The sequence below is a fragment of the Spirosoma validum genome, from assembly GCF_014699035.1.
In the GTDB taxonomy this organism is placed as follows: Bacteria; Bacteroidota; Bacteroidia; order Cytophagales; family Spirosomataceae; genus Spirosoma; species Spirosoma validum.
On record NZ_JACXAA010000002.1, the window covers coordinates 885837 to 911087 of the forward strand.

General features: G+C 47.9%; 15 protein-coding genes and 1 tRNA gene. 12 read left to right on the top strand and 4 right to left on the bottom strand.

Annotated elements, in window-relative coordinates:
- Positions 1-21: 21 nt before the first annotated feature.
- Positions 22-105, top strand: a tRNA-Thr gene (locus IC230_RS08540).
- Positions 106-411: 306 nt separating this feature from the next.
- On the opposite strand, the gene IC230_RS08545 is transcribed toward IC230_RS08540, so the two are convergent.
- Complete coding sequence (locus IC230_RS08545; protein ID WP_191038545.1) at positions 412-1044, bottom strand: HAD-IA family hydrolase; 633 nt, start codon at positions 1042-1044, stop codon at positions 412-414.
- A gap of 32 nt (positions 1045-1076) precedes the next feature.
- Positions 1077-2108, bottom strand: a complete 1032-nt coding sequence (locus tag IC230_RS08550; protein WP_191038546.1) for a LacI family DNA-binding transcriptional regulator — start codon at positions 2106-2108, stop codon at positions 1077-1079.
- A 343-nt stretch (positions 2109-2451) separates the two neighbouring features.
- On the opposite strand from IC230_RS08550, the gene IC230_RS08555 reads away from it, so the two are divergent.
- The 10 genes from IC230_RS08555 to IC230_RS08600 all read left to right on the top strand — a co-directional run bounded on the left by IC230_RS08555 (position 2452) and on the right by IC230_RS08600 (position 18931).
- Complete coding sequence (locus IC230_RS08555; RefSeq protein ID WP_191038547.1) at positions 2452-5514, top strand: SusC/RagA family TonB-linked outer membrane protein; 3063 nt, start codon at positions 2452-2454, stop codon at positions 5512-5514.
- 93 nt (positions 5515-5607) lie between these two features.
- Positions 5608-7083, top strand: coding sequence for a RagB/SusD family nutrient uptake outer membrane protein (locus tag IC230_RS08560; RefSeq protein ID WP_191038548.1), 1476 nt, complete (start codon positions 5608-5610; stop codon positions 7081-7083).
- A 148-nt stretch (positions 7084-7231) separates the two neighbouring features.
- On the top strand, positions 7232-9751 hold the full coding sequence (locus tag IC230_RS08565; protein ID WP_394355476.1) for a glycerophosphoryl diester phosphodiesterase: 2520 nt from the start codon (positions 7232-7234) through the stop codon (positions 9749-9751).
- A gap of 24 nt (positions 9752-9775) precedes the next feature.
- Complete coding sequence (locus IC230_RS08570) at positions 9776-11515, top strand: sodium:solute symporter family protein (RefSeq protein WP_191038550.1); 1740 nt, start codon at positions 9776-9778, stop codon at positions 11513-11515.
- A gap of 44 nt (positions 11516-11559) precedes the next feature.
- A complete protein-coding gene (locus tag IC230_RS08575) occupies positions 11560-13623 on the top strand; it encodes a glycoside hydrolase family 2 protein (protein WP_191038551.1) in 2064 nt (687 codons plus the stop codon).
- Positions 13601-15895, top strand: a complete 2295-nt coding sequence (locus IC230_RS08580; RefSeq protein WP_191038552.1) for an FAD-dependent oxidoreductase — start codon at positions 13601-13603, stop codon at positions 15893-15895. The genes IC230_RS08575 and IC230_RS08580 overlap by 23 nt, the downstream gene beginning before the upstream one ends.
- A 209-nt stretch (positions 15896-16104) precedes the next feature.
- A complete protein-coding gene (locus IC230_RS08585; RefSeq protein ID WP_191038553.1) occupies positions 16105-16248 on the top strand; it encodes a hypothetical protein in 144 nt (47 codons plus the stop codon).
- A 186-nt stretch (positions 16249-16434) separates the two neighbouring features.
- On the top strand, positions 16435-16722 hold the full coding sequence (locus tag IC230_RS08590; RefSeq protein WP_191038554.1) for a PqqD family peptide modification chaperone: 288 nt from the start codon (positions 16435-16437) through the stop codon (positions 16720-16722).
- Between the two features lie 116 nt (positions 16723-16838).
- Complete coding sequence (locus IC230_RS08595; protein WP_191038555.1) at positions 16839-17762, top strand: serine kinase; 924 nt, start codon at positions 16839-16841, stop codon at positions 17760-17762.
- Entirely contained in the window at positions 17759-18931 is a 1173-nt protein-coding gene (locus IC230_RS08600; protein ID WP_191038556.1) for a nucleotidyltransferase domain-containing protein, read from the top strand. The genes IC230_RS08595 and IC230_RS08600 overlap by 4 nt, the downstream gene beginning before the upstream one ends.
- A gap of 1 nt (position 18932) precedes the next feature.
- Here IC230_RS08600 and IC230_RS08605 read toward each other — a convergent pair whose 3' ends face one another.
- Positions 18933-20885 (bottom strand): asparagine synthase-related protein, encoded by a 1953-nt coding sequence (locus tag IC230_RS08605; RefSeq protein WP_191038557.1) that lies wholly within the window; start codon positions 20883-20885, stop codon positions 18933-18935.
- Between the two features lie 173 nt (positions 20886-21058).
- Here IC230_RS08605 and IC230_RS08610 point away from each other — a divergent pair, with 173 nt between their 5' ends.
- Complete coding sequence (locus tag IC230_RS08610; protein WP_191038558.1) at positions 21059-21763, top strand: hypothetical protein; 705 nt, start codon at positions 21059-21061, stop codon at positions 21761-21763.
- A gap of 96 nt (positions 21764-21859) precedes the next feature.
- Here IC230_RS08610 and porU2 read toward each other — a convergent pair whose 3' ends face one another.
- Positions 21860-25117, bottom strand: a complete 3258-nt coding sequence (gene porU2, locus IC230_RS08615) for a putative type IX secretion system sortase PorU2 (protein WP_191038559.1) — start codon at positions 25115-25117, stop codon at positions 21860-21862.
- Positions 25118-25251: the final 134 nt, after the last annotated feature.

Genomic DNA, 25251 nt, shown 5'->3' on the forward strand with positions numbered 1-25251 from the left:
GAAACGAGCTGTAAAGTTGTTGCCAGTGTCGGATAGCGGTCGATTCCGCCTGATTTGTAATCAGGATGCGCAAGCGCGTCGGGGGTTCGAATCCCTCCACTGGCTCCCTGAATATCAACTAGTTATAATGTAAAAACCGCTTTCAGCAATGTTGGCGGTTTTTTCGTTTGCATACATTAAATCTATTCCCAATCAATCTCTTCAAAATCTTTCTCTCGTGGAGGTATTCGTGCCTGGATCTGCAATATAATTTATTGGTAAGGTACGGGATGGCGATAGTCCAAAAGCAGACGTATTACGTAATGGATTCGCACCAGATAAACTTTATTATTAGTTGATAAAGACAGTTGCCAAACTACGTGACTCCTATCTATACCACTTCGGGTATGTCGTTTACTGTTCTTGCATAGACTATTTGCCAAGTACGGCACGTACGATATCGTCGGCATGGTAAAATAATTCAACGCCTGGATACGCTTCTAATGCATCGACACGTGTGTATCCCCAGGAAACGGCCCCAAACGCAATTGAGGCTTCTTTCGCGGCTTCAAGGTCCCGGATTTCGTCGCCAACGCAAAGGACTTCACCGGGTGTAACACCACTTTTTGCTATGGCTTTCCTGAATTTGCTTTGCTTTCCAAAAAGCGACGTACCACATCCATAATGCGAAATGAGGTATGCATTTTTAGACCCAAGTACTCTACGAATATTTTCCTCACTATTCGAACTGACAATGGCTAACTGGACTCCGTGATCTGACAACTGCTTCAGTAATTCAGGAATCCCCTTAAACAGTTGTATTTGATCAATATCTCTGTTCATCAGGCGGATAAATGAATTTGCAATGAGCGGAACTTTCCAGGCTGGCAACTGAGCGTTTTTCATCAGCTGGCGAGCGTCCATACCCCGTAATTGATCAACGTTTTCGGGTTCAATTCGTGGAAAATTGTAGGTTTCTGCTAATATATTGATGGTACTTAGAAAGTATGGAAAGGAATCGGCCAGGGTGCCGTCAAAATCGAAAATAACCAGTTTGTACTTCATGGTTTATCAAGAGGGTTTTAACTAAAAACCAATCAATAACTGTTCGTGGATGTCTGAACGGTTGAACCGCGGATAATTAGTTTAGTGGGCAAGACCACTCGCTCGGCCACGAACGTGTTGTCTTCCGTTAACAATTGCCTGAGCAAGACCTGAGCGGCCTGCTGGCCAAGCTCATGAACGGGCTGCGATACTGTGGTTAAACCCGGTTCAATCAGGGCTGATACGGGGTCATCACTAAAACCGACAATGGCTAATTCATCAGGAACGCAGAGGCCCCGACGCTTTGCAACGCTTAGCGCTTCGAGTGCGGTTGGGTCGTTGATCGTAAACAGAGCATCGGGCGGATTCGGCAAATTAAGTAAATGGTTAACATAAATATTGGCCTTGTCCAGATTCAGGTCGTACGAAATAATAAGTTCAGGAGCGATGGGAAGTCCATGTTTCGTCAGAGCATCGTGATAGCCAGCGAGTCGGCTTCGACTATTCATCAGTGTATCAGGTCCTGAAAGGTGAGCTATTCGACGTCGGCCTGTTTGAATCAAATGCTCGACTGCCTGAAAGGCACCATGGTAATCATCGACTGTTACTTTTGATACGTCCATGTCTTCGCAGACCCGATTGAAAAACACAACTGGGATTCCTTTGCGCTGAAAACTTCGGAAGTGGTCAAAATTGCGGGTTTCTTTCGTATGCGAAACAATTAATCCATCTATGCGACTAGCTAGCAGGGCTTTCGCATTTGCAACTTCCGTTTCATAGGACTCGTTCGAATGGCAAATCACTACGTTATAGCCCGAGCGAGCGAGTTCTTCCTGCGCGCCGATAATGACCTTAGGAAAGAAAAAACTGATAAACTCCGGCACCATAATCCCGACTGTACTGGTGCGATTTGTCAGTAACGAAATGGCTAACTGATTCCGCTGATAATCAACTTGCGCGGCCATGTCGAGTATGCGGTCACGGGTCTTTGCGTTCACGTTTGGATGCCCTGTTAATGCTCGCGATACGGTCGATTTAGAAATACATAACGCTTTGGCAATATCAATAATCGTTGTCTGATGCATTCTCTATTTAGGTGAAGAATATGATTTATCTAATTTTTAGCTTTGGATTTTGAGTGTAATAAGCTGGTGAGTCTTTGCTTTTACTGGTTTTATTGGGAACATTCCCAAAATATTGGGAATGTTCCCAATAAAAAAAGACAAGAAAATCTTTGTAGAATGCCGATATACTAGTAATATCAATCAGAGGTTTAGAAAGCAGGCATTTCTGAACAATTATAAAGTAGATATCGAGTACGTACTGTTTAAAGCTGCTATTAACGATTAGTGAGTTTGTTTTACGGATCTTTTGTACTTTTCTAATTTCATCATTCCTAAATCGAACAGGCAGTTAGCTGCTTAACCAATGAAACATCTTCTACGCTTCCGAACCGGGATCGGAATCACGTGTCTGGTACTGGTCGCTCTGACCGGCTGGACGCAATCGTCACGTACGCCAACAATTACAGGACGTATCACCGATGCTACCACAAAAATTGGGTTACCCGGCGTTAATGTTGTGGTCAAGGGAACTCAACAGGGTACTACTACCAACGCCAATGGTCAGTATACGCTAACAGTACCTTCGGGTTCGACTACATTAACCTTCTCGTATATCGGCTATGTATCGCAGGACGTAACGATTGCGACTCGAAGCACGATCGACATTACGTTGCAAGCCGACGATCGTTCCCTCAATGAGGTTGTTGTGGTGGGCTATGGCACGCAGCGGAAAGTCGAAACGACGGGTGCTATTGCGTCGGTCAAATCGGCTGAGCTGATTCAGACGCCTGTGGCTAACGTAGCGCAGGGGTTGCAGGCGCGCGTATCGGGGGTACAGGTTAACCAGAATACAGGGGCGCCGGGCGGCAGTATCAGCGTCAGGATTCGAGGGACCAACTCGATTAACGGTAACTCAGAGCCTTTGTATGTCGTTGACGGGATTCAGATCTCGAACGGAACAAATAATAGCGGTGAAATCAATAATGTCAGCCCGCTATCGACCATCAACCCGAATGACATTGAATCGGTAGAGATTCTGAAAGACGCGTCGGCGTCGGCTATTTATGGCTCAAGGGCAGCAAACGGTGTGGTATTGATAACGACCAAGCGGGGAAAAACGGGCGCTACCCGCGTAACGCTCGACAGTTATTACGGGGTACAGACCGTCAACAAAAAACTGGATTTGCTCAATGCGGCTGAATTTGCTCAGGTAGAAAACGAAACCTTTAAGAACAGCTACTATCCCAACCCTGCGTCGCTCGGCGAAGGAACAAACTGGCAGACTATTATTTTCCGGCAAGCACCAATTCAAAGCCATCAATTGTCGATAAATGGAGGTTCCGAAAAAACGCAGTTGTCACTTTCGGGCAACTACTTCAACCAGGACGGGATTATTATTAATTCGAACTTCAAACGGTATTCATTTCGCCTGAACGTCGATCATCGAATCAGCGACCGCGTTAAGGTTGGAACCAGTATTTTAGGTAGTTACGTCATTAATTCAGGTGTTACGACAGGTTCACAAACCATAGGCGATGCTGCGGTGGTCAACGCAACGGTTCTGGGTGCAGCCGTTGGCGCACCACCTACTCTGCAACCCTACCGTGAAGACGGCACTATTTTCCCATTTGGCGAGCAGGCCAATGGCCAATATCGTGAGGTAATCAACCCACTGAATTACACGGCTATTTTGAACCAGACCGCCATCCGACGAACACTGGCGAACGTTTACGGTGAAATTAATCTGTTGAAAGGGCTAACCTATCGGGCTTCGTTCAACGTGGATATGCTGGGTACGCTTCGCGATACGTATTCGCCCCGTTCCATTGTCAATAAGTCCGATTTGAGCGACAATTCGGGTTCTGGATCGAAGACCAATACCAATAATCTGGCTTTATTACACGAAAGTATTCTGACCTATAACACTACGTTCTCGAAAGATCATTCGCTTAAGGCTACGGCTGTATTTGCCACACAATCAGAGAACTACAATCAAAATCAGATTAGTGCGACAGGTTTCCCGAACGACGCTACGCAGAATGAAGCGCTGCAATTAGCCTTGACTCGAACCGTTAGCAGCAACCGCACTACCCAACGCCTGGACTCCTATCTCGGGCGTATAAACTACGGGTTTAAGGATCGGTATTTCGTGGATCTGACCGCCCGTGTCGACGGGTCTAGCCGCTTTGGAGCCAACCACAAATATGGTGTGTTTCCAGCCGTATCAGCGGGATGGCGTATGATAGAAGAGCCCTTTATAAAATCAATTGGCTGGCTTTCCGATCTGAAAGTACGCGCCAGCTACGGTATTACGGGAAATGCAGCCGGTATCGACCCCTATCAGTCGCTGGCGACGGTTTCGGCCCCAAATCCAGGGAGTGACTATAATATTAACCACACGTATATGATTGGTATCAACCCAGCGGGCATTGCCAATCCTGACCTACGTTGGGAGCGTTCGGCCCAAACCAACGTTGGTTTAGACATAGGTTTGCTCAACAACAGGATCAGCTTTATTGTCGATGTTTACAAAAAAACGACTAAAGACCTGCTCTATGTAAAAACGTTGCCGCTGAGTTCGGGCTACGGGACCATCACAGGCAACTTTGCGTCGCTCGAGAACAAAGGGCTTGAACTGGCTCTCAATGCGCGGATTCTGGACGGTGCGTTGAAATGGAATGTATCAGCCAACACTACGTTTAATCGGAATAAATTGCTGGATCTGGACGGCGGCACCACGCAGGAACGATTTGTGACCGCTTACTCTATTCTGCAGGTTGGAAGTCCGCTCGGTTTGTTTAAAACGTATGTTTTCGACGGGATTAACCAAACAGGTGAAACTATTTTGCCCGGTTATGGCGGTACGTTAGGTAGCCAGAAAGTAAAAGACATCAATGGCGATGGCACCATTTCAGCGGCCGACCAGATCATTACCGGTAATCCCAATCCGAATTTTATTTACGGTTTCTCAACCAACCTGTCGTTCAAGAACTTCGACTTCAGTGCGTTCTTATCGGGTTCACAGGGTAACGACATTTATAACGCCAGCCGTCTTTCGTTCACTATGCCACTGGGGCAACGGAATATGCTGAAAGGGGTGGTCAATCGCTGGACCGCAACGAATCCGAACAATGAGTTTCCGGCTCCGGCGCAGGGCGGACGTATGCCTGTGAGCAACTATGTTGTGGAAGATGGCTCGTACCTGCGTTGTAAGAATCTAACACTGGGCTATACTCTCCCTCGTATAAAAGGCATCCAGAACCTTCGGGTGTACGTCAGCGCCAACAACCTGTTCACCCTGACTCGCTACAGTGGTTTCGATCCGGAAGTGAACACCTATGCCGGTTCAAACACGCAGATTGGTATTGATAACCTGGTTTATCCCCAAGCGAAGTCATTCTTGGGCGGTCTGCAAATTACCCTATAACGTAATGATGAATGATAGAATGAGCGAATAAGTGACTGCCGTCGGCAGCGCTATTCAATCAGTCAATCACTCAACAAGTCAATCATTGAGCACATGAAAAAGACTCTCATACCTATACTCGTAGCCCTCTGTCTGGCTGGCTGCAAACTGGACGAAACCATTTATTCATCCATCTATACCGAAGCCTTTTACAAAACGGCGGCTGATGCCGAAAAAGGGCTAATTGCGGCTTATGATCCACTGGCCGATATGTACAGTGGCCCGGCCATGACCTTAGTCCCTGATTTTAGTGATGATCAGACGTATCCGCGCGGAGTGGTTGGTCGTAATACGCTGACACTCTTTACGTATGATGTCAATTACACGGTTCAGAAAAGTAATTCGCGTACCAACGAATCGCCCCAGCAGATTTGGGCATCAGGGTATGATGGCATTGAAAAAGCGAACTGGATCATTGCTAAGGTGCCTGCTGCCAATATGGACGAAACGCGTAAGAAGCAGGTCCTTGGAGAAGCGTATTTTCTACGTGCCTTCTACGAATGGGCGTTGACCAAAAACTTTGGCGACGTGCCTATCAAAACAACTCCCAGCTATTCAGAAGCCGATGCGGTGGTTGGTAAAAGCTCGAAAGCAGACGTTTATAAGCAGATTTACAGCGATTTAGATCAGGCATTCGCAGCTGGCTTACCATCGTATCCGGCGGTTGACAAAGGCCGCCCGTCGAAAGAGGTGGTAAACGCGTTGTATGCTAAAGCGGCTCTGTATAACGAAGATTGGGCAAAAGCACTTGAAAAAGCCCAAGCGGTTATTACGTCCGGCAAATATTCGCTCATGCCCGATGTACGTAACGTGTATAAGTACGATCAGGAAGATGCTGCACGGGTTGAGAACCTGTGGGCGTATGAAGTGGACCCAATTGCACCGAGTCGTTCGCATCAGCTAGTTGGCTTGTGTGGACCGGCTGGTAGCGCCGGTGCTGAATACGGAAGAACTACATTCGGGTCAATGTTTGCCTATATGTCGTTCTATCGATCATTTAGTGCCGCCGACAAACGGCGTCAGTTACTCGATACGACCTACGTTGATCGGAGCGGGAAGGTTATCGCGCAACGAAACATTACGCCTATTACAACTGATGGCGTGTTGATCAAGAAATATCAGGACCCGAACACAACGGTTGGTATGATTTCCAACATCCCCATTTTGCGACTGGCCGATATATACCTGATTGCCGCCGAAGCCGAAGCCCGGCTAAACGGTGCTACGTCAACGGCCTATGGCTACGTCAACGTCGTTCGAAAACGGGCTGGACTGCCTGATTTACAGACTGGCCTGAGCAAAGACGCGTTCATTGACGCCGTACTTCAGGAGCGTGCCTGGGAATTCTTTGCCGAAGGCGACCGCTGGTACGACCTTACCCGCACGGGTAAATTTCTCACTGTGATTCCAAAAGCGGTTAACAGTGTGTATCCAACGCGAACCGTAACGGCCAAAAACAAATATTTCCCGATTCCGCAGGATGAACTGAATGCCAACCTGAAACTCGAACAGAATCCGGACTGGAAATAATATCTGTAGCACTGAGCGTTTAGGTTGGTACCACGGGCTTCAGCCCGTATCGGATGCCAGGCGCTATACGGGCTGAAGCCCGTGGTACCAACCTAAACGCTCAACGCAATTACAAACTAAAAACCTATAAACGCTTGCAATGGCTTATATGCGAAAGAGTATAGCTCTACTACTGGGCTGGCTGATTGCCTGGGGAGCAAATGCACAAACAGACCAGATGCTGTCGCTTGCCAACGATCAGGTGAAGGTTAGCTGGAAAAATACGCCCAAAGGCTGGGTGATCGGACAAGTGGCCGTGCGTAGAGGGAAAGCCTGGGTGAACGTAGCGGTGCCTTCCGGTGAAAACACGTTGCTCTATGCTGCCGAGAAGCCTTCAGAAAAGCCGGATACTACGTTCAAATCGATTACGGGCGAAGAGTTCCCGGGTCCGAAATATCATTATCAGGAGTCGCAGTGGGCCGAGAGTACGAATCCGGTTTCGTTGAATAAAGCGGGTCAGGCTTTTTTCTTTTTCCCGAAAGAAGGAAAGCAAGCGGGTAAAAACAGCCTTGTGTTTCGACAGGAAACCGACGTAGCAACGGTCAGTACGGAATGGACGTTCGATCCGAAATTTGCTTCAGACATACTTGTTAAACAGACGATCACGCCAAAGAAGGACGGCTATTTTTCGTTGGCTAGCCCAACTCTGGCAACGCTGAACGAGCAAAATCTGGCCTGGGCCACCGTACCGGGGTATTTTCAGGGAAATCTGTTTCAGAAAAATTTTGCGCTGGCTTATGCTTATGGGCATGGCATTCCGACAATCCCCGCCGTTTATCGCGAACGGTGCGCCAGTACGTTGTGCCCGATGCTGACGGGTAAAAATGGTATTACGGTCTCGGTCATTCCTGAACCGGGACTGGCCCGCGATCCGTGGGCGAATGAAAAAAGCACGCAAACGAACTGGAACATCGGTCTGTCGCATATGAATCGTAAAGCGCAGCTTTCCCCGACGCTGTATTATCCGGTGCTGGGCGAACCCAAATCGGCGCTGAAATCCGGCGAAACCGTTACGTATGCTTTTCGGTATAGTTTGCTTGACGGGGATTGGTTTAAAGCCCTGAACCATGCCATGTATGACATCTACCGATTTAAGGAAACGCTGGCGTTACGGAAAAGCAAACAATCGCTGACGGACCGGATTCAAAAAATGCATCACTACCTCACCGACCCCAAAACGTCGATGTGGAATATTGAGGAGTTTGAAGGCAAAAAAATCGGGGCACAGTCGTATTTGGGGGGCGTTGTTGGTTCGAACAAAGACGCCATGAAGAATTCCGATTATGGCGCGATGTGGATGTTGGCGAATGCAACGAACGATCCGTTGTTAACCCAGAACGTATTACCCTACGCTCTGAACTTCAAGCTGGCGCAACAGGAAACGGCCAGCAATTTTTTCGAAGGGGCAGTTGAAGGGCAGTATTATTTAGCCAAATCCAAAAAGTTCGTAGAAGAGTGGGGAGAAGTGGTCGAACCCATTGCTCTCACCTATTACACCATGCTCGACATTGGCAATATGCTCCTGTTTGAGCCAACCAATTCGGAATTAAAAGAACGATTACGCCTGGGCGCTGAGCGACTCCTGACCTGGCAAAAACCAGATGGGCATTGGGCCGTTGCCTATGACCGTCATTCCGAGAAGGAAATCTTTAAAGACATTCAGGATGTTCGGCCAACGTTCTACGGGATGATTGTAGCGTATCGACTGCTGAAAGACCCCAAATACTTAAGTGCGGCCCGCAAAGGAGCGGATTGGTTTCTGAAAAATGCTATCGAAACGGGAAGTTTCTTAGGGGTCTGTGGGGATGCTCGTTACGCGCCTGATTTTGCAACGGGACAGTCGGCGCAGGCTCTGCTGGATTTATATGATCTGACGAAAGACGAGCGCTATCGGGCCGGAGCCATTACAGCTGCCAAAATCTACACTACGTCCATTTATACCCATCCGATTGCTAATCATATTGTAAAGACAGTCAACGGAATTCAGCGCGAAGATTGGGAAATCAGCCAGACGGGTTTGAGCTTTGAGCATGGCGGCATTTTCGGTTCGGCCAATCGTGGGGGCCCGATTCAGTTGTGCAGTCACGCGGGTATGTTCATTCGTATGTACGGCCTGACCAAAGAGCCTATCTTCGCCGACATGGCCCGCGCGGGCGCTATCGGGCGGGATGCTTTTGTTGATCCAAAAACAAGCGTAGCGTCGTATTATTGGAATGCCATGAATCGGGGCGCCGGTCCTTATCCGCACCATGCCTGGTGGCAAATTGGCTGGTTAACCGATTACCTGTTGGCGGAAGCGGAATTAAGATCGAATGGGAAGGTCGTCTTTCCGCGCGGCTTCGTAACGCCGAAAGTGGGCCCTCATCAAACGTATGGGTTTGCGCCCGGAACAGTCAATGGAGAGAAAGCGAAGCTGGTCATCAGTGAAAACGTAGTGCAGCTCGACAATCCATCGGTAGACTATCTGTTGGCCAAAGCGATACAGGGAGGAAAGCTGTTCGTGATTTTATTGAATAACCGAGCTCAGCCAAGCAACTTTACCGTGACCGCTAAAAAAGGGAAACCCCTTTCAAAGCAACTGCCTGGATTCGGCATCGAAGTGATGACGATTGATGACAAAGGACTCTAGTAGCTAAGAATAGACTGTAAGGACTTGAATACGACCATTGATACCGCCGTCATCGTTATTTTTTCCGCTTTTGTGCTGGGAATTGGCCTGCTCTTCGCCCGGACGGGACGGAATCTGAAATCCTTTTTTGCGGGCGGTGAGGCCGTACCCTGGTTCATTGGTGGCTTATCGCTATTCATGAGTTTTTTCTCAGCTGGTACGTTCGTAGCCTGGGGTAGCATCGCCTACAAGCACGGCTGGGTGGCCATTACCATCCAGTGGACCATGTGCATTGGCGCTCTGATAACGGGTCTTTATCTGGCTCCACGCTGGAAACAAACCGGTGCCTTAACAGCTGCCGAGTTTATCCGCGACCGTCTGGGGACTACCGTTCAGAAAGTGTACATTTTCATTTTTACCCTGGTTTCATTGTTCATCAAAGGCTCGGTGCTGTATCCGGTTGCCAGATTGGTCAGTTCTTCACTGAACCTACCCTTAGTCCCCTGTACGATTGGATTGGGTATTTTCATGATTGCCTACACCGCCGTGGGTGGGCTTTGGGCGGTCATGGTCACCGATATTTTGCAGTTTGTTGTTCTGTCGGCAGCGGTCTTTATTTTGCTGCCGTTATCGCTGGAGAAAGTGGGCGGATTCACCAGTTTCACGCAACACGTACCGGACGATTTTTTCAACCTCCTCAATGGCGAGTACACTTTCGGGTTCGTGGCTGCGTTTGTCATCTACCACATTTGCTACATCGGTGGTAACTGGACGTTTGTGCAGCGCTATACCAGCGTCGACAGTCCGAAATCGGCGCGTAACGTAGCGTTTTTGTTTGCCGGTCTGTACCTCATTAGTCCGGTCATCTGGATGATGCCGCCGATGATCTACAAAGTCATCAACCCTGGCTTAACCGGACTGGATACCGAAAATGCGTATCTCATGATCTGTAAACTCGTGTTGCCGCCAGGCTTATTGGGCCTGATGCTGACGGGCATGTATTTCTCTACCTCGGCCAGCGCTAATACAGCGTTGAACGTAGTATCGGCGGTTTTTACGAATGATATCTACAAAGGGCTTGTCAATCCGGCAGCGTCAGATAAGCAGCTGATTCGCGTGGCGCGTGGGTCATCCTGGGTATTTGGCTTAGGCATGATTGGCATTGCACTGCTGGTTCCGGCTGCGGGTGGTATTGTTGAAGTGGTACTCAGTATTTCGTCAATTTCCGGTGGACCGTTACTAGCTCCTGCACTCTGGGCTTTATTTTCCAAACGTCTGACCGGTCGTGCGACGCTCTGGATTACGGGTGTTAGTCTGACCGTTAATCTATTTTTCAAGGTATTATCTCCGCTACTGCTGGATTTTAAATTGACCCGGAGCGCTGAAACCATCATTGGTGTAGGACTACCCTTATTACTACTGTTAGGCTATGAACTATGGCAGGGCCTACAGGCAGCTCAATCGAAAAATGAGGGGTCAGATGCGTATTATCGGTATCTGATCGCCCGCCAGCAGAAGCGTGAAGAAGCGCAGGCCGAATCCACTGAAGAGCTTCTGGAAGTACGCAAACAAAATCGATTTGGCTTACAGGTTATTGCCGGTTCGCTGGCTTTTACCGCTCTGATGTTATTCGGGTTGAGTGTATTAGCCGATGTGGGGGGTAGTATCACGGCAGGTATTGGTGCAGTTATTTTACTGGCGGCCCTGATCCCGTGGCGGGCTGCTCAACGGGTACAATTAACTCTGCCGAACCCAGTCAGGAAATTCGTCAATTCGAATAACTGACAGACATGTTCATTGCCTTTTAGATAGAAATTGTGACCTACTCCATGAACCATATACGAAATCTTCCAATAATCCTTCTACTTCTCTGGGTGAACCCTTTCGTTCAGGCCCAATACACCATTCGTGACCCAAAAGCGATTCCGCTGAATGGCGAATGGCTATTTATGATGGACCCAATGGACACTGGTGAAGTCAATAAATGGTATCGGGAAGATCTGCCGCTGAATCGCCTGGATAAAGTGACCGTTCCGCACTGTTTTTCAGTCGATCCACGGTATCAGTTTTATACCGGGACGGTCTGGTATCGCCGAACGTTTCCCTGGCAACCTACGACTGGTAAACGCGTTTTACTTCATTTCGATGCGTCTTATTACGAAACGTCGGTCTGGATTAATAATCAGAAAGTTGGAACGCACGAAGGCGGGTATACGCCCTTCCATTTCGACGTAACGTCTTACCTGAAAGCAGGATCGAATACGATCGCCATTTCGGTCAATAACAATACATGGCGGGTAGGCACCATTCCCGGCGCAAAAGATAACGGCCAGCCAAATGATCCCTTCCCCGGCTGGATCAACTACGGTGGACTGATTCGTCCGGTTTACCTGATCGTTGAGCCGGAGGTGTATGTAGAGAACGTAAAAATCGAAGCCGTGCCCGACCGGGACGCCGGACTGCTGGCGAAAAGCACGGCTACGTTAAAAATGAAAACTCGCATACGTAATGCCAGTGGGCAGACCATTACGCCTAAACTAGCCTTCCGTATTACGCAGAACGGAAAGACTATCCCATTGACCTGGAAGCAGTCGGGGAGAAGTATGGCAGCTAATCAAACGGCAATCCTGGAAGCAGAAGCCGTTATGAAAGCCACCGATGTAAAACTCTGGAGCGTTGATCAGCCCACGCTATATGATGCTCAGGTCATTGCCGGAGCGGATACCGTACAGACGCATTTTGGCATTCGGCGAGTAGAGGTACGTAATACGCAGTTACTGCTCAATGGTCAGCCCATTAAAGTAGCCGGGGGCAATCGTGTGGTCGATCATCCGGGATTAGGGTTGCTGGAGCCGGACTGGTTAGTGGAAAAAGACTTGCGGCTGATGAAAGAAGCGGGCATGGAATTTCATCGACTGACACATTATACACCCTCCGAAACCATCTACGACTGGGCCGATCGGAACGGCATGTTGATTATTTCGGAAGCAGGAAACTGGCAGTTGACGCCGAGAGAAATGGATAACGACACCGTCCGCACGAAATTTCGGCAGCAGTTCCGTGAGATGGTCGAGCGCGACTGGAACCACCCCTGTATTATCGCCTACAGTGTTGGAAACGAGTATCTTTCAGAACAGCCTGCCGGGCAACGGTGGACCAAAGACATGATTGCTTATGCCCGCGAACTTGATCCGACACGCTTGTACACCTTCGCGTCGATGCGGCTGAACATCCTACCGAAAAATCCGGAAGATGAAGCCAGCCAGTACTGCGATTTTGTTTCGACCAATACGTATGGTAATCATGCCAATGTGCTGAAACACATTCACTCACTCTACCCTGATAAACCCATTTTTATTAGCGAGTACGGTACGCGGGCCGATGGAAAAGACGGCGAAACGGGGCAAGTCAGTCATATCGAAAAATTTCTCGCCGACATTCGGCAACTGCCATACGTAGTGGGGGCGTCGTGGTGGTCATTTAACGATTACCTGAGTCGGCATGACGGTACAAACCCCGATGGAACGCGCCCGTGGGGACTGGTACGTTGGGATCGTTCGAAGCGACCGTTGTACAAAGCGCATCAAACCGGTATGGCTCCCGTTACGATTGAAAAAGTCAACTGGGAGCCGGGGGAGGAGGGGGTTCATGCGCTGAAACTTCGAATAACCGCCCGAAATGATTTTCCGGCTTATGCCTTAAAGAACTACGTAGTCAAAACAGCTACGTCAACCTTCCCGATTCCTGAATTGCAACCGGGTCAGCAGGCTGAGATGACCATTCCAGTACGCGGTTTTGACAAAACATTAACTGTGGAGATTGTTAAGCCCACAGGTTTCTCTATTCTTTCACAAACGATTGATTTAAAAAATGATACGCGAACAGGCAACTGATAAACGCACTCTGAAAACCATCCATCATTCTGCCGATCTGATTGTGACGGGCGGAGGACTATCGGGTGTATGCTGCGCCATTACAGCGGCTCGGGCGGGTATCCGAGTCATACTGGTTCAGGATCGGCCCGTACTGGGTGGTAACTCATCGTCTGAGGTTCGCCTTTGGGTGCTGGGTGCTACGTCGCACATGGGCAACAACAATCGCTGGGCGCGCGAAGGCGGGGTAATCGACGAGCTATTGCTCGAAAACTTATACCGGAACCCTGAAGGTAATCCACTGATTCTGGATACCATTCTGCTGGAAAAAGTAGTGCTGGAACCCAACATTACGTTGTTACTGAACACCGCCGTTTATGAAGTCGAGAAATCTGCGTTGGACACAATTAGCGGTTTAAAAGCTTTTTGCAGTCAGAACAGCACCGTTTATGCCTTAGTTGCTCCGTTGTTCTGCGACGCGTCAGGCGATGGTATCGTTGGTTTTCAGGCTGGAGCCGCTTTTCGAATGGGTGCCGAAAACCAGCAAGAATTCGGGGAGAAATTTGCCCCGACCGCCGAATACGGCGAATTGCTCGGGCATTCATTATACTTCTACACAAAAGATACCGGCCGACCAGTGCGATTTGTGCCACCGGCTTATGCACTGGATGACATCACCAAAATTCCACGCTATCGGCGCTTCAACGCGCAGGAGTATGGCTGTCAGCTCTGGTGGATTGAATACGGAGGTCGGTTAGACACCGTTCACGACACTGAAACCATCAAGTGGGAGCTTTGGAAAGTCGTTTACGGCGTCTGGAATTACATCAAAAATTCCGGTCAGTTCCCCGAAGCGGAAACCATGACACTCGAATGGGTCGGACAAATTCCGGGTAAGCGGGAAAGTCGTCGGTTTGAAGGTGATTACATGTTGCGGCAACAGGACATTGTTGAGCAGCGAATGCATCCTGACGCTGTGGCTTTCGGAGGATGGAGCATTGACCTACACCCCGCCGATGGTATTTTTTCAGAGAAGCCGGGTTGCAATCAGTGGCATAGCAAAGGTATTTATCAAATTCCGTATCGCTGCTTATACAGCCGTAATATCTCGAATCTGTTCCTGGCTGGGCGTATCATCAGCGCTTCGCATGTAGCGTTTGGGTCGTCGCGAGTGATGGCTACGGGCGCACACGTAGCGCAGGCAGTAGGTATGGCCGCTGCATTATGCACACATAATGACCTGCTCCCCCACGACTTAACCGAGCCTGAGCACCTGATTACGTTACAGAAGGAGTTACTCAAAACGGGACAGCATATCCCCGGCGTTACGTTACAGGACACCAACGATCTTGCACAAACCGCCAACTTATCAATATCCAGCGAGTTCATTTTAAATGAGCTACCACCGAATGGGCCACTGCTTCCCTTGCTTCAATCGGCGGCCCAAATGTTACCCTTGCCAGTAGGAACCGTTCCCCAGATGACCGCTTTCGTGACGGCCGAGCGTGAAACAACGCTAACGGTCGAGCTAAGACGAAGCAGCAAATCGTACAATCACACACCGGACGTAACGCTCGAAACACTTACGTTGGCCCTGCAAAAAGGTAAACAGGAAGTGGAACTGGTATTCAACAGTCAGATGGATGAGCCGGGCTACGTTTTTGTTACGTTCCTAAAAAACGAACACATTCAATTGCAGTACAGTGCCTTACGTGTCACAGGGGTTTTGTCTGTATTTAACAAGATTAACCCGGCTGTCTCGAACTACGGGAAACAGGAACCGACCGAGGACATTGGCGTCGATACGTTCGAGTTCTGGTGTCCTGAGCGCCGGCCTGCCGGACAGAATATTGCGTTACGTATTACGCCCGGTATCCAGTTATTCGGTTCGGAGAATGTGCGTAATGGGGTTCAGCGTCCTACGAATCAACCAAATGCCTGGGTAGCGAACATAGAGGATCAGAACCCGACCTTAACCTTGAGTTGGCCCACCCAACAGCAAATTAGTCGGGTTGAACTTCGCTTCGATACGGATTTTGACCATCCTTTGGAATCAGTTATCATGATTCATCCCGAAACGGTTGCGCCTTTCTGTGTTCAGGAGTACGAACTGTGCAATGACCGGCAAGAACGTATTTTTCGTCAATCCCATAACCATCAGACCAGCAACACGATTCGATTTGACAAGCCGGTTGAGACGAACAGTTTAACGATACATCTTAAGAAAAAGAATGCTGGTGAAACTGATTTTGCACCGGCAGCTCTTATGGAAATTCGCTGCTACGAGCGTTAGGGTACGGGTTTGCTCCGTTCTATGCTTAGAACTACTTTCTTGCTATAAGTTGCTATTTTTTGCATATCGGTAATTAAAGAAAATTATTTGTTAGCACTAAACGATAATTGCTTATAACTGATCGAGAGATGTCAACCGTTTCTAGGGTTGGTTATTACAGGAAATCAGTCTATTTTTGGAGGCTTAGAAAAATCTGAAATAGACACGCCATGGAAATTCATACTAAAAGCAACTGGACTCCTTCTTCCAGGAAGGTTTATCAGAAGCCCGAGTTGAAGATTTTAGGCAATATAAAGCAGTTGACACTGAAACTTGGCTCGATTAGCGATGGCATGCAGCCGCATCAGGCATAATCACGTTCAGTAACAATTTGTATCCATTAGAGGTCTGGCTCGTCGCAGTTATTGACGAACCGGACTTTTTGCATTTATCCTCGTTAATTTTGATAGGTCGAATTCACGATGCTACTTTGCCAGAATTCTAAAATTCAGCCGTTAAATAGGAATTCGTGAATCAATTTTTAGTATACGTTTTAATCAATGACTATTACACCTGCGTCTCGTATTCAACTCGTACCGAACCAGTCCTCGTCTGTTCTGGGCAATGAAACAGTTTTATTGAATTATGAACTGGGTAATTATTATGAACTGAACGAAGTTGGCGGCTTCATTTGGTCGCTCCTAAAAGAAAACGAAACGATATCTGCTCAGGAAATTCAGGATAAATTACTCGAAGAATTTGATGTAGAACCTTCCGTTTGCTGGCAAGAGCTGACATCGTTTCTGGACAATCTGCTACGTGAAAAACTAGTCGACGTATCCGAGTAATGGCATGATATATCTCATTGGTTAAGAATCTAATCATCAGTAGGTTTCGAACGTAACGTCTACTTAGTAGAATTATCCCTGACGAACAGACACGTCGTCTTCGAGTCAATTTTAGAATGGATCGAATCAAGCATTATTACACAGCCTACGGGCTAACGATTGGTTCAGAGATTACGCTTAGTTATCTTAAAGAAATAGAACCGACTCAGGTTGATCTAACCATTCGACGGGGCCATTTGCCACCATCTCCGCCCTGGCAGGAAACCAAGCTCCATCGTGCCGGATTTTACGCTCAGTTTGCTCAGGAAGGACCCGACAGAATGTGGCTAAACTGGCCTTCGCTTATGGGTTTTATGGCTACCGGGGGGAATGAATTAGTCGTGGATACGAGGATCACCGACGAAGGGCTTCTGTCGCTGTTTACGATGAGCGAAGCGTTTGGCTTGCTCTTAGTTCAGAAAGGCTATTTTTTACTGCATGGGGGCGCTATTCAGCTCAATAACAAAGGCATTGTCTTTGTGGGTGAACCAGGGGCTGGTAAATCAACAACCGTAGCGGCTTTTGCCAATAGGGGAGTGCGAATTATGAGCGATGATCTGGTCTGTATTCGCGTAAATGAAGCGGGTAAACCAACCTTAATCCCCGCCTTTTCTCAGATTAAAATTTGGGAGAAAAGCGTCGAGGGTTTGCAGATCGCGAGAGATGGGTTAGACCAGGTTCGGGAAGGAGCCAATAAATTCTCGTGGCACGAGTCGGTTTTGTTTGAGGAAAATGCCGTTCTGCTGGAGCAGATTTTTGTCCTGACAGCTGTCAATACGTCCGAAGAAGCCATAAGCGAGGTTCCTAAGAGTCGAAGCCCTATCGAACTGCTTAGCTATTTTCCGCTTCCTGATGCCATCCTTCAGGGTAAGTCTCTCAAAGATCATTTCGAGAAAAGCGTAGCAATCGCCAGCATAACACCGCTTTACAAATTAAGCCGTCCCGCTAACTTTGTGAAACTGAATGAATTTGTCGATTACCTGATAACATCGCTTACATGAAGCCAGGTCGCTCTCCCGAAATTGTGGTGCTATTGATGGCCTGTACGGAAGACGTAACGGCCGAAAAGAAAGGGCTGTTGACTCAATTTCTAAATCAGCATCCCGTAAACTGGGATCGACTCTACGCGTTGGCAAACCGACATCGGATTGCCCCGTTTTTGTACCGTGTGCTTCAGCAAGTTCCCAACATTCCTTCCAAATTGCTGGCTGATTTACAGAACGATTGCCGGGCCATTGCGACCGATAATTTACTGAAGCTACATCATTATCGGCAGTTTGACCAGCTATTGGGTAGCGCGGGAATCATGCACTTACCCTTAAAAGGTGTTTATCTGGCGGCAAACTGTTACCCCGACAACGGCTTACGGTCCATCGGTGATCTGGACGTACTGGTTCGAAAAGAAGACGCTTTGCCGACGGTCCATCTTTTAGAATCGCAGGGTTATCATACGAACCAGAAGCACACGCGTTACCAGCAGCATGACGAACGCAGCATGCTGGCCGATCTACACGAAATAAGCCTCTTCAAGCCATTTTTCAACAACAGTCATTTTGATGTTGATCTGCACTGGGGGGTTATTTGCCTGAATAAAGATTATAAAATATTTGATCTGGACGAGATACAGGCCCAACCCGCTCTGGTTACTGAATGGCAGATTATTCTGTTGGTCACGCACCACGGTGGTACGAACATCTGGCAGCTTATCTATTTCGTGAATGATCTTTATTTCTTGTTGAAAGGAAAAACAATCGACTGGTCGTGGCTGATGCAGGAACTACGTCGATACGGTCTTGAAACGATCTTTTTAGCAGGATTACACTGGTGTCAGCAGATCTGGTATTTACCACTGCCCCCATCGGTTCAGCAGCTAATCCGGATGGAAAAGGTGCAGGGACTTATAGACGCTTACGAAAAAAACTGGGAAGGGGCTGAGACGGTTGCGTTGAGTAAATTGATCATGGACCAGGTAACCTTTTTTGCAAAAGCTCAGACGCAGACTGGTCGACAGGTGAAAATAGGACTTACTTTTTTCAGCAGCCGCGTATTTCGGGCCGCTACGTTTAAAGTAGGGCATCGCCTTTTTTATGTTCCCAAAGAACTGGGCTTTATTACTGTTTTCGTACGGGCGGTTCGCTCGCTCTATCGTTTCCTACCAACTCATCGGTGAGTTAACTCGGTTTTTCGAGCGAACCGAGCCAGAGCGAGAGGTAAATAATCCGGCTTAATAACCAGTTATAGCGCGTTTTTCGGCTGGAAGGAAAGCGGGGATTGCTGACAATAGCGACAATTTTCGAGAAAGTACGCCGGTCAATTATTTCCCAGATGGGGTGGCTGGCAGCTGAAAATTGATCGTGGGTCGCTTCATAGAGTTGTAGCGCAGCTAACGTACCATATTCAACAAAGTTGGCTTTCGTGAAGCGAGATAAAAGGGCTGACGGCAGAACGTTGCGCAGCCCATGCCGGATCAGTCCGCGACCGCGTCCTTCATAAAAACGGACAGACATCGGGGTCGCCAAGCCGAGTTCTACTACGTTCTTGTCGAAAAAAGGATACGAATACGTATGACCGTAGTATTCACCAATGTGATTCATCTGCTCATTACAGATGACATTCGTATTGTTGAGAATTTCTTCAACAGCCACGTGATTTTCTGCAGACAATGACTTGACAAGCTGTTCGGTCGATTGCTGCGGCCTGAGCGGAACTTCCCGCTTAAAGTCTTCGCTCAGCGCATTATCAATCGTCGTCTGCTGATTAAACTTCACCTTGATCCGCTGATAAACGTAGGCCATGATCGCCGATTCGGAAAGCCCAAACCGTTTTTTATGATCGAGCATCTGGGTGATAAAAGCCGGGAGCGGCTGTTTTCTAAACTGTTTTTTTAAATGGCTACCAATAACCGACAAAACATACTTCTCATATTTAGCCTGGTCTGTTAACTGCGGCCAACGGTCACTAAGGGTATAAATGTTACGTTCGCGTGGGGCAAGAAATTGCCGACTGGCCTGTTCAAACTCATCCCACTGTTCGGTACTAATTAGCTGATCCAGAAATTCGAAACCGGTCGTAATCACACTGTCGCCGTCGTGGCCCGTCAGCAGAATATCGCAGCCAAGTTCCTGCGCTTTAAGCGAAACGCTTAGATGAAAGCTGGACGGGATAATGAATTGCTCAGGACGATCGAAGAGATGATGTATGTTCAGAACGGAATCCAGTACGTCGTTTACCGGGTGGACTCGGTGGTGAATGGGATGCCATTGATCAACTACCGCCTGTACATAAGCCTGTTCCTCCGCTAATGCCTGTTCCGTATCGATGTTGAAGGTGTGTAGCGTCGGGCGACGCTGTTGAATCAACAGTGACTGGGCGACACAACTGACCGAGGAGGAATCTAATCCCCCACTTAAATGGGAACCTACCAACTTCTTTCCACGCATCCGACTGTCAATCGCTACTGTAAATTGGTCGTGGAATAGGGCTGAATAATCGTCAATGCCGTGAAGCCCCTTGAACTTAGTAAAATCGAGTTGCCAGTAGGCGTGTTCAGTTACTGTTTTTGAGTTTACCTGTAGGTAATGACCGGGTAATACGCTGTAAATGGTTTCGTGAAAAGTCTCTGCACTGTAATGAACGTAAACAGTTGGCCAGGTAAGGTATTCCCTGAATTTATGTTTATTAGGTTTGACCGCAACTTCATGAAGTACGGTCAGTGCCTTTATTTCAGAGGCAAAGGCAAAAAAACGGTTGGGCTGGTGAACGTAGTACAGCGGTTTTGTCCCCATTGCATCGCGGGCGCAATAAAGCGTCTGCTGGTGAGCGTCCCAGAGCGCTACCGCGAAATCAGCATTCAGGTTGTTGAACGACGTAGCGCCCGTCTGAAGATAACCCGACGTAAAAGGCTGCTCGGTAAACATAGCCGAAAAAACATCCGCGTCGACGGTCGCAAAAACAGGAGCATTCGGATGGCTTTCAATCGTTCCACCAAAAGCGATGAACAAACCGTTGTCAATTGACTGACTCAGTACGTTACCCCGATGTTTTAGTAGCCTGATTATATTAGTCGAATCGGTTGAATCTACAGCCTGTCCATCGAATCGAATCATTCCAGCGATTCCGCCCATAAATAGTCTTAAAAAATGAAGTTATTAAGAAGCTGTACTATCAGAATTCAATGAGTAACGCTTCCACAATCAGTCAATGCAAAGTAACAGAAAGCACAGGCAAATCCTGTTATCTTTGTATCTTCGGTTAGAAACATATACACAAAGATTCTACGATCATTCTTGGTAAGAAAATGCTTAGAAAAAATTATGTCTATAAGGCCATAGTCTATCTGCTTTTAGTAGGCGTTGGTGTCAGTTGCCAGACAAATAACCTTGATCCTACCAACATCGATTCGAACTACTTTCCGTTGGAAATCGGCGATTATTGGATTTACCAGGTAACGCAGGAAAATTATGCTGCCGCGAACTCCGCGAAAAAGAGCGTTTTTCAATTGCAGCAAAAAATCAGTAGTTCTTATACACAGAATGGTCAGTTATTGTACCTGATCGAAGAATCCGTTAAACGATCGGAACAGGCTGGATGGCAGCTCAATGCGATCCGTACGGTGTACAAAAACCTCAAGGAAGTCGTTAGTCTGGAACACAACGTGCCCATTGTGCGCATGGTTTTTCCTATCAATACGACGACCTCCTGGAATGTTAATGAATACAACGCTAACGCTGATACGTTGCTTCGATATCAGGATGCCGGAAAAACGTTTGCCGTTAGTAAACTTAATTTCGACCGTACCGTTTCGGTCTTCGGGGCCGATGACTCAACATTGGTCAATCAGGAACGATATCGCCGGGTTTATGCCCAGAATGTTGGCTTAGTATACAGTGAGAATGTATCCCTGGCCTATTGCCAATCGTCGGCCGCTTGCATCGGTAAAGCCATTATTGAATCTGGTACAAAACAGAAATGGGAATTACTTTCGACTAATCGTTTGCCGTAAATAGGAAACGACAGTAACCAGAAGCGGTCCTTTATAGTCATCTATTGTTAGAACGACTATAAAGGACCGCTTCTGGTTATTAAAAGGATCTATTAATTACCGCTGCCAGATAATTTTTCCGCGATACGTTTCCGTACGGCCTTCTTTCCAGGTTAATCGCAGCGAGTAGATATACATACCGGGGGCTCCTCCCTGCCACAGAAACGAATTTTTGCCTGGATTAGCCGGGAACGCATCATCATAAACCTGAGCGCCCGACAAGCTATAAATTGTTAACCGGGAGTCGATAGGATAGTCCTGCGTGTTCAACATCAGGTCAAAGTTTGCGTATGACGTAGCCGGATTCGGGTTGACCTGAAATGTAATCACTTCTTCTTTCCCGGCTACAGTCAAATCCAGGACGTAAGGCGGCTGTGTCTGGTTGCCAGCAGCATCTTTCCCGAAAACAATGAGCTGATACGTACTACCAGCTTGCAGAGCGAGATTCGTCGTTACCAACAACTGATTTTCAGAAACGGCTGATACAGACAGGGCCTTCGAGGAAATTTTTTGTGGAGCACAGGTTGCACATGTTTTCAGATACACGTCAATAGCCGTGGTATCTTTCGCCGAAAGCGCGTTCTGATCCAGCAGATAAATTTCTACGCGCGGATTGGTATTCACGACGGCCTGGTTTTCCCGAACAACCCCATTGACAAACACATTGATTGCCGGAGCCACTACGTCGGGCAACGCGTTGGCCGGATAGCTGCTCCCCTGTATCTGACTCCAGTCAATAGCCAGCGTGGCCGTGTTGTTCTTTTTGTCTAGTTCAACAATCTGGTTATCAGGATCGATAATCACCTCTAATTTCTGCAGATTAGCCTCTCTGGGAATTGTATAGACCAATGTATCCCGATAACGGAATGAGGTAAAACGTAGCGGGAAGCTAGTAGTAGTGCCACCGTTTGTCTTTTTTAGTGATACGGCTACAGATTGCCCAGATACGTATTTGCCAATATTGGCCAGCGGCATGACAATCCGGATGGAATCACCACCTTTGATCGAACCACCGCCTATGTTCGACTTAATATAAATACCTTTCTGGGCGAATGAAAAATCAGGATTCGGTAGCGGATATAGGCTTACAGCCGGATCGCCCTGCAAAACCATTTCCAGCATGACCGACGACTCGTAGGGGCCAATCGTTTCTTTTTCAAGAGCCTGATTCAATTGCTGTTGAACTTGCCCGAAAGGCATTCCGAGGGTGGCTGCGTTTGTGAACAGAGTAGAATAAAGTCGTGAAAGATACCACGTTGTTGATTGCTCATAACTGTAATAGGAGTGAGCCAATACGAGACCCGCTCCTTTCTGAGGGGCCAGTAACCAATCCGTCGAGAGTGTATTGTATTTAGAAAAAATTTCGCCTACTCCGCAGCCATTGAAGACCATAAGTGGATAATTCGTATTCCGAAAACCGTTTTCTACGGGGGAGGCAAACCCGAAATTCATGTCAGTAATTGAAGGACCGGCATGACCAAAAAAGGTAATCATGCTTACCCCATCGTTCACTATAGGAGCGATGTTGATCTTTTCAACTTCCTGAACGAACTGACTTTTGCTGAACGTACTGATTTGACCACCTAACTGTCCATTATTGAAGATGGCCCCAAAGCTATCCATTGCTGAACGGAGGCTCTGCGCTTCAGGTTGCGTCTTCCCCCCGCTGATATGAATGAGGTGCTTCCGCCAGATTCCGTTCGCCGTTGCCGATTCCATCTGTTTGACTTTGTCCAGATAGGCAATCACCTGATCATTAGTAACCACATTGAGTCGGCCGATCGGGATAGCTGGCGTGTTGATTGTATAATTACCCAGGCCTGCTGTCAGCAAGAGATCGGAACCAGGATATCCCACGGTAGGCACTAAATCATCTTTGGTCGTTTTAACCGTATATGGATAGCTATTGGCACGCCCAATTAGCAGCAGATGTTTAATGCCTGTATTTGCTCGCATGTAGTCGGCAAACCGACGTAGTGCCAGCGGACTTCTCTCGCCATAGTTAAACTGATCGAAGAGCGAATCTGTCTCCGTAATAAACGGCGTGTAATGGCCTCCCTGGTCCGATGCCCGGTACGTTGCATACGTAGCGGCCGACTGGCGGAGGGATGCGTGGGTAATAATGGCATAATCGATCGCTTTTGGAAACGAAGCCGTAAAATGCGGGATCTGTATGGACAGCAGTTTCGCTGTTTGGTTTGTAATAAAAATAGTTCGGTTACGATCGACTGCATTTACAACAACCTGCGCCTGGCCGTTGCCCCCCTGAACGGTTAAATATCGGCAATTCGCTTTATCCGTAATATCATAGGCGACAGAACCTGTAGGCGCATTCTGGATCGCCATCAGAGCTTGTTGACTCGCATTGGGCAGCACATGGAATACCTTGGTTGTTAGCCCGGCCATATCCAGCGCCTGCGGGTACGAAAGCTTTACGTATGAAATGGAATAATTGTTGGTCAGCGTATTTCGGATTGCTTTGAAGTTTACCGTAAGCTGCTCGTTTAAAAGCGTACTTGGATTAACGGTGGTCTGGAATGTCGGCGCTGCATAACCCGTAAACGCCAGCGTAGTTAATGGCGTAGTCGCCGAATTTAACAGCACCTCTACCTGGTGGTAGGCGTTATCGCGACCATTGATCATGCCCGACAACGTAATGGGCCAGTCGTTCGTTACGCGCCCCGCCAATTTTAGCTGAACAACGCCAAGCGAATCCTGCGTAAGCAACGTACCAGACCAACCTTCGCCTGGCTCGAAATAACTCTGCTGAATGAAGGGCTCTGTATTGATAAGATTATTGAAGGTCCACTCACTGGTAAATGCCCGTACGGTTTCTTCGACGTGGAATTTCTCCGGCGTAAGGCCTTGAGCTGAGTTGTTCAGCTCCGGCATCCGTTTTCCGGCTGTTGCGGGGGCGCTCGTTAAAAAATAAGCTGTTACGTCGGTATATAGCGTTTGGTAAGGATGAGGCCGCTTCTGAGGACGGTAAAGCAGCGTATCCTGACTACCATCATTACCTTCTCCGTAAAATTCTACGTAATCCTGCGCGTCGAAAACCCCGTCTTTCTCACCCACGACCCGAATGGCCATTTCCTTTCCTCTGAAAAACAGTTGCCAGCTTGTTGGATTTGTCTGGACGAACGACGGATCGACAGTTTTAATATCCTGATAACTTACCCGATAAACACCCGTCTGATTTACCGAAAACTTTAGGTACTTCTGACCAGGACGAATCCATTCGTTGCCGAACTGATTTTGCGCGTTTACCGTCAGAGCACCGACCAAACACCAGATTAATAGTAACCCATGCTTCATACTAAACTTCTTGATTTACTGCATACACGTTGCCTGGCTGCGATCAGGAGAATGGCTGTTTCTATAAGAAGCAGTTAGGTCGCGAGTTGACCGGCGATTGCATGTATACTCTTTCCTTCAAAGATAACAGGAAC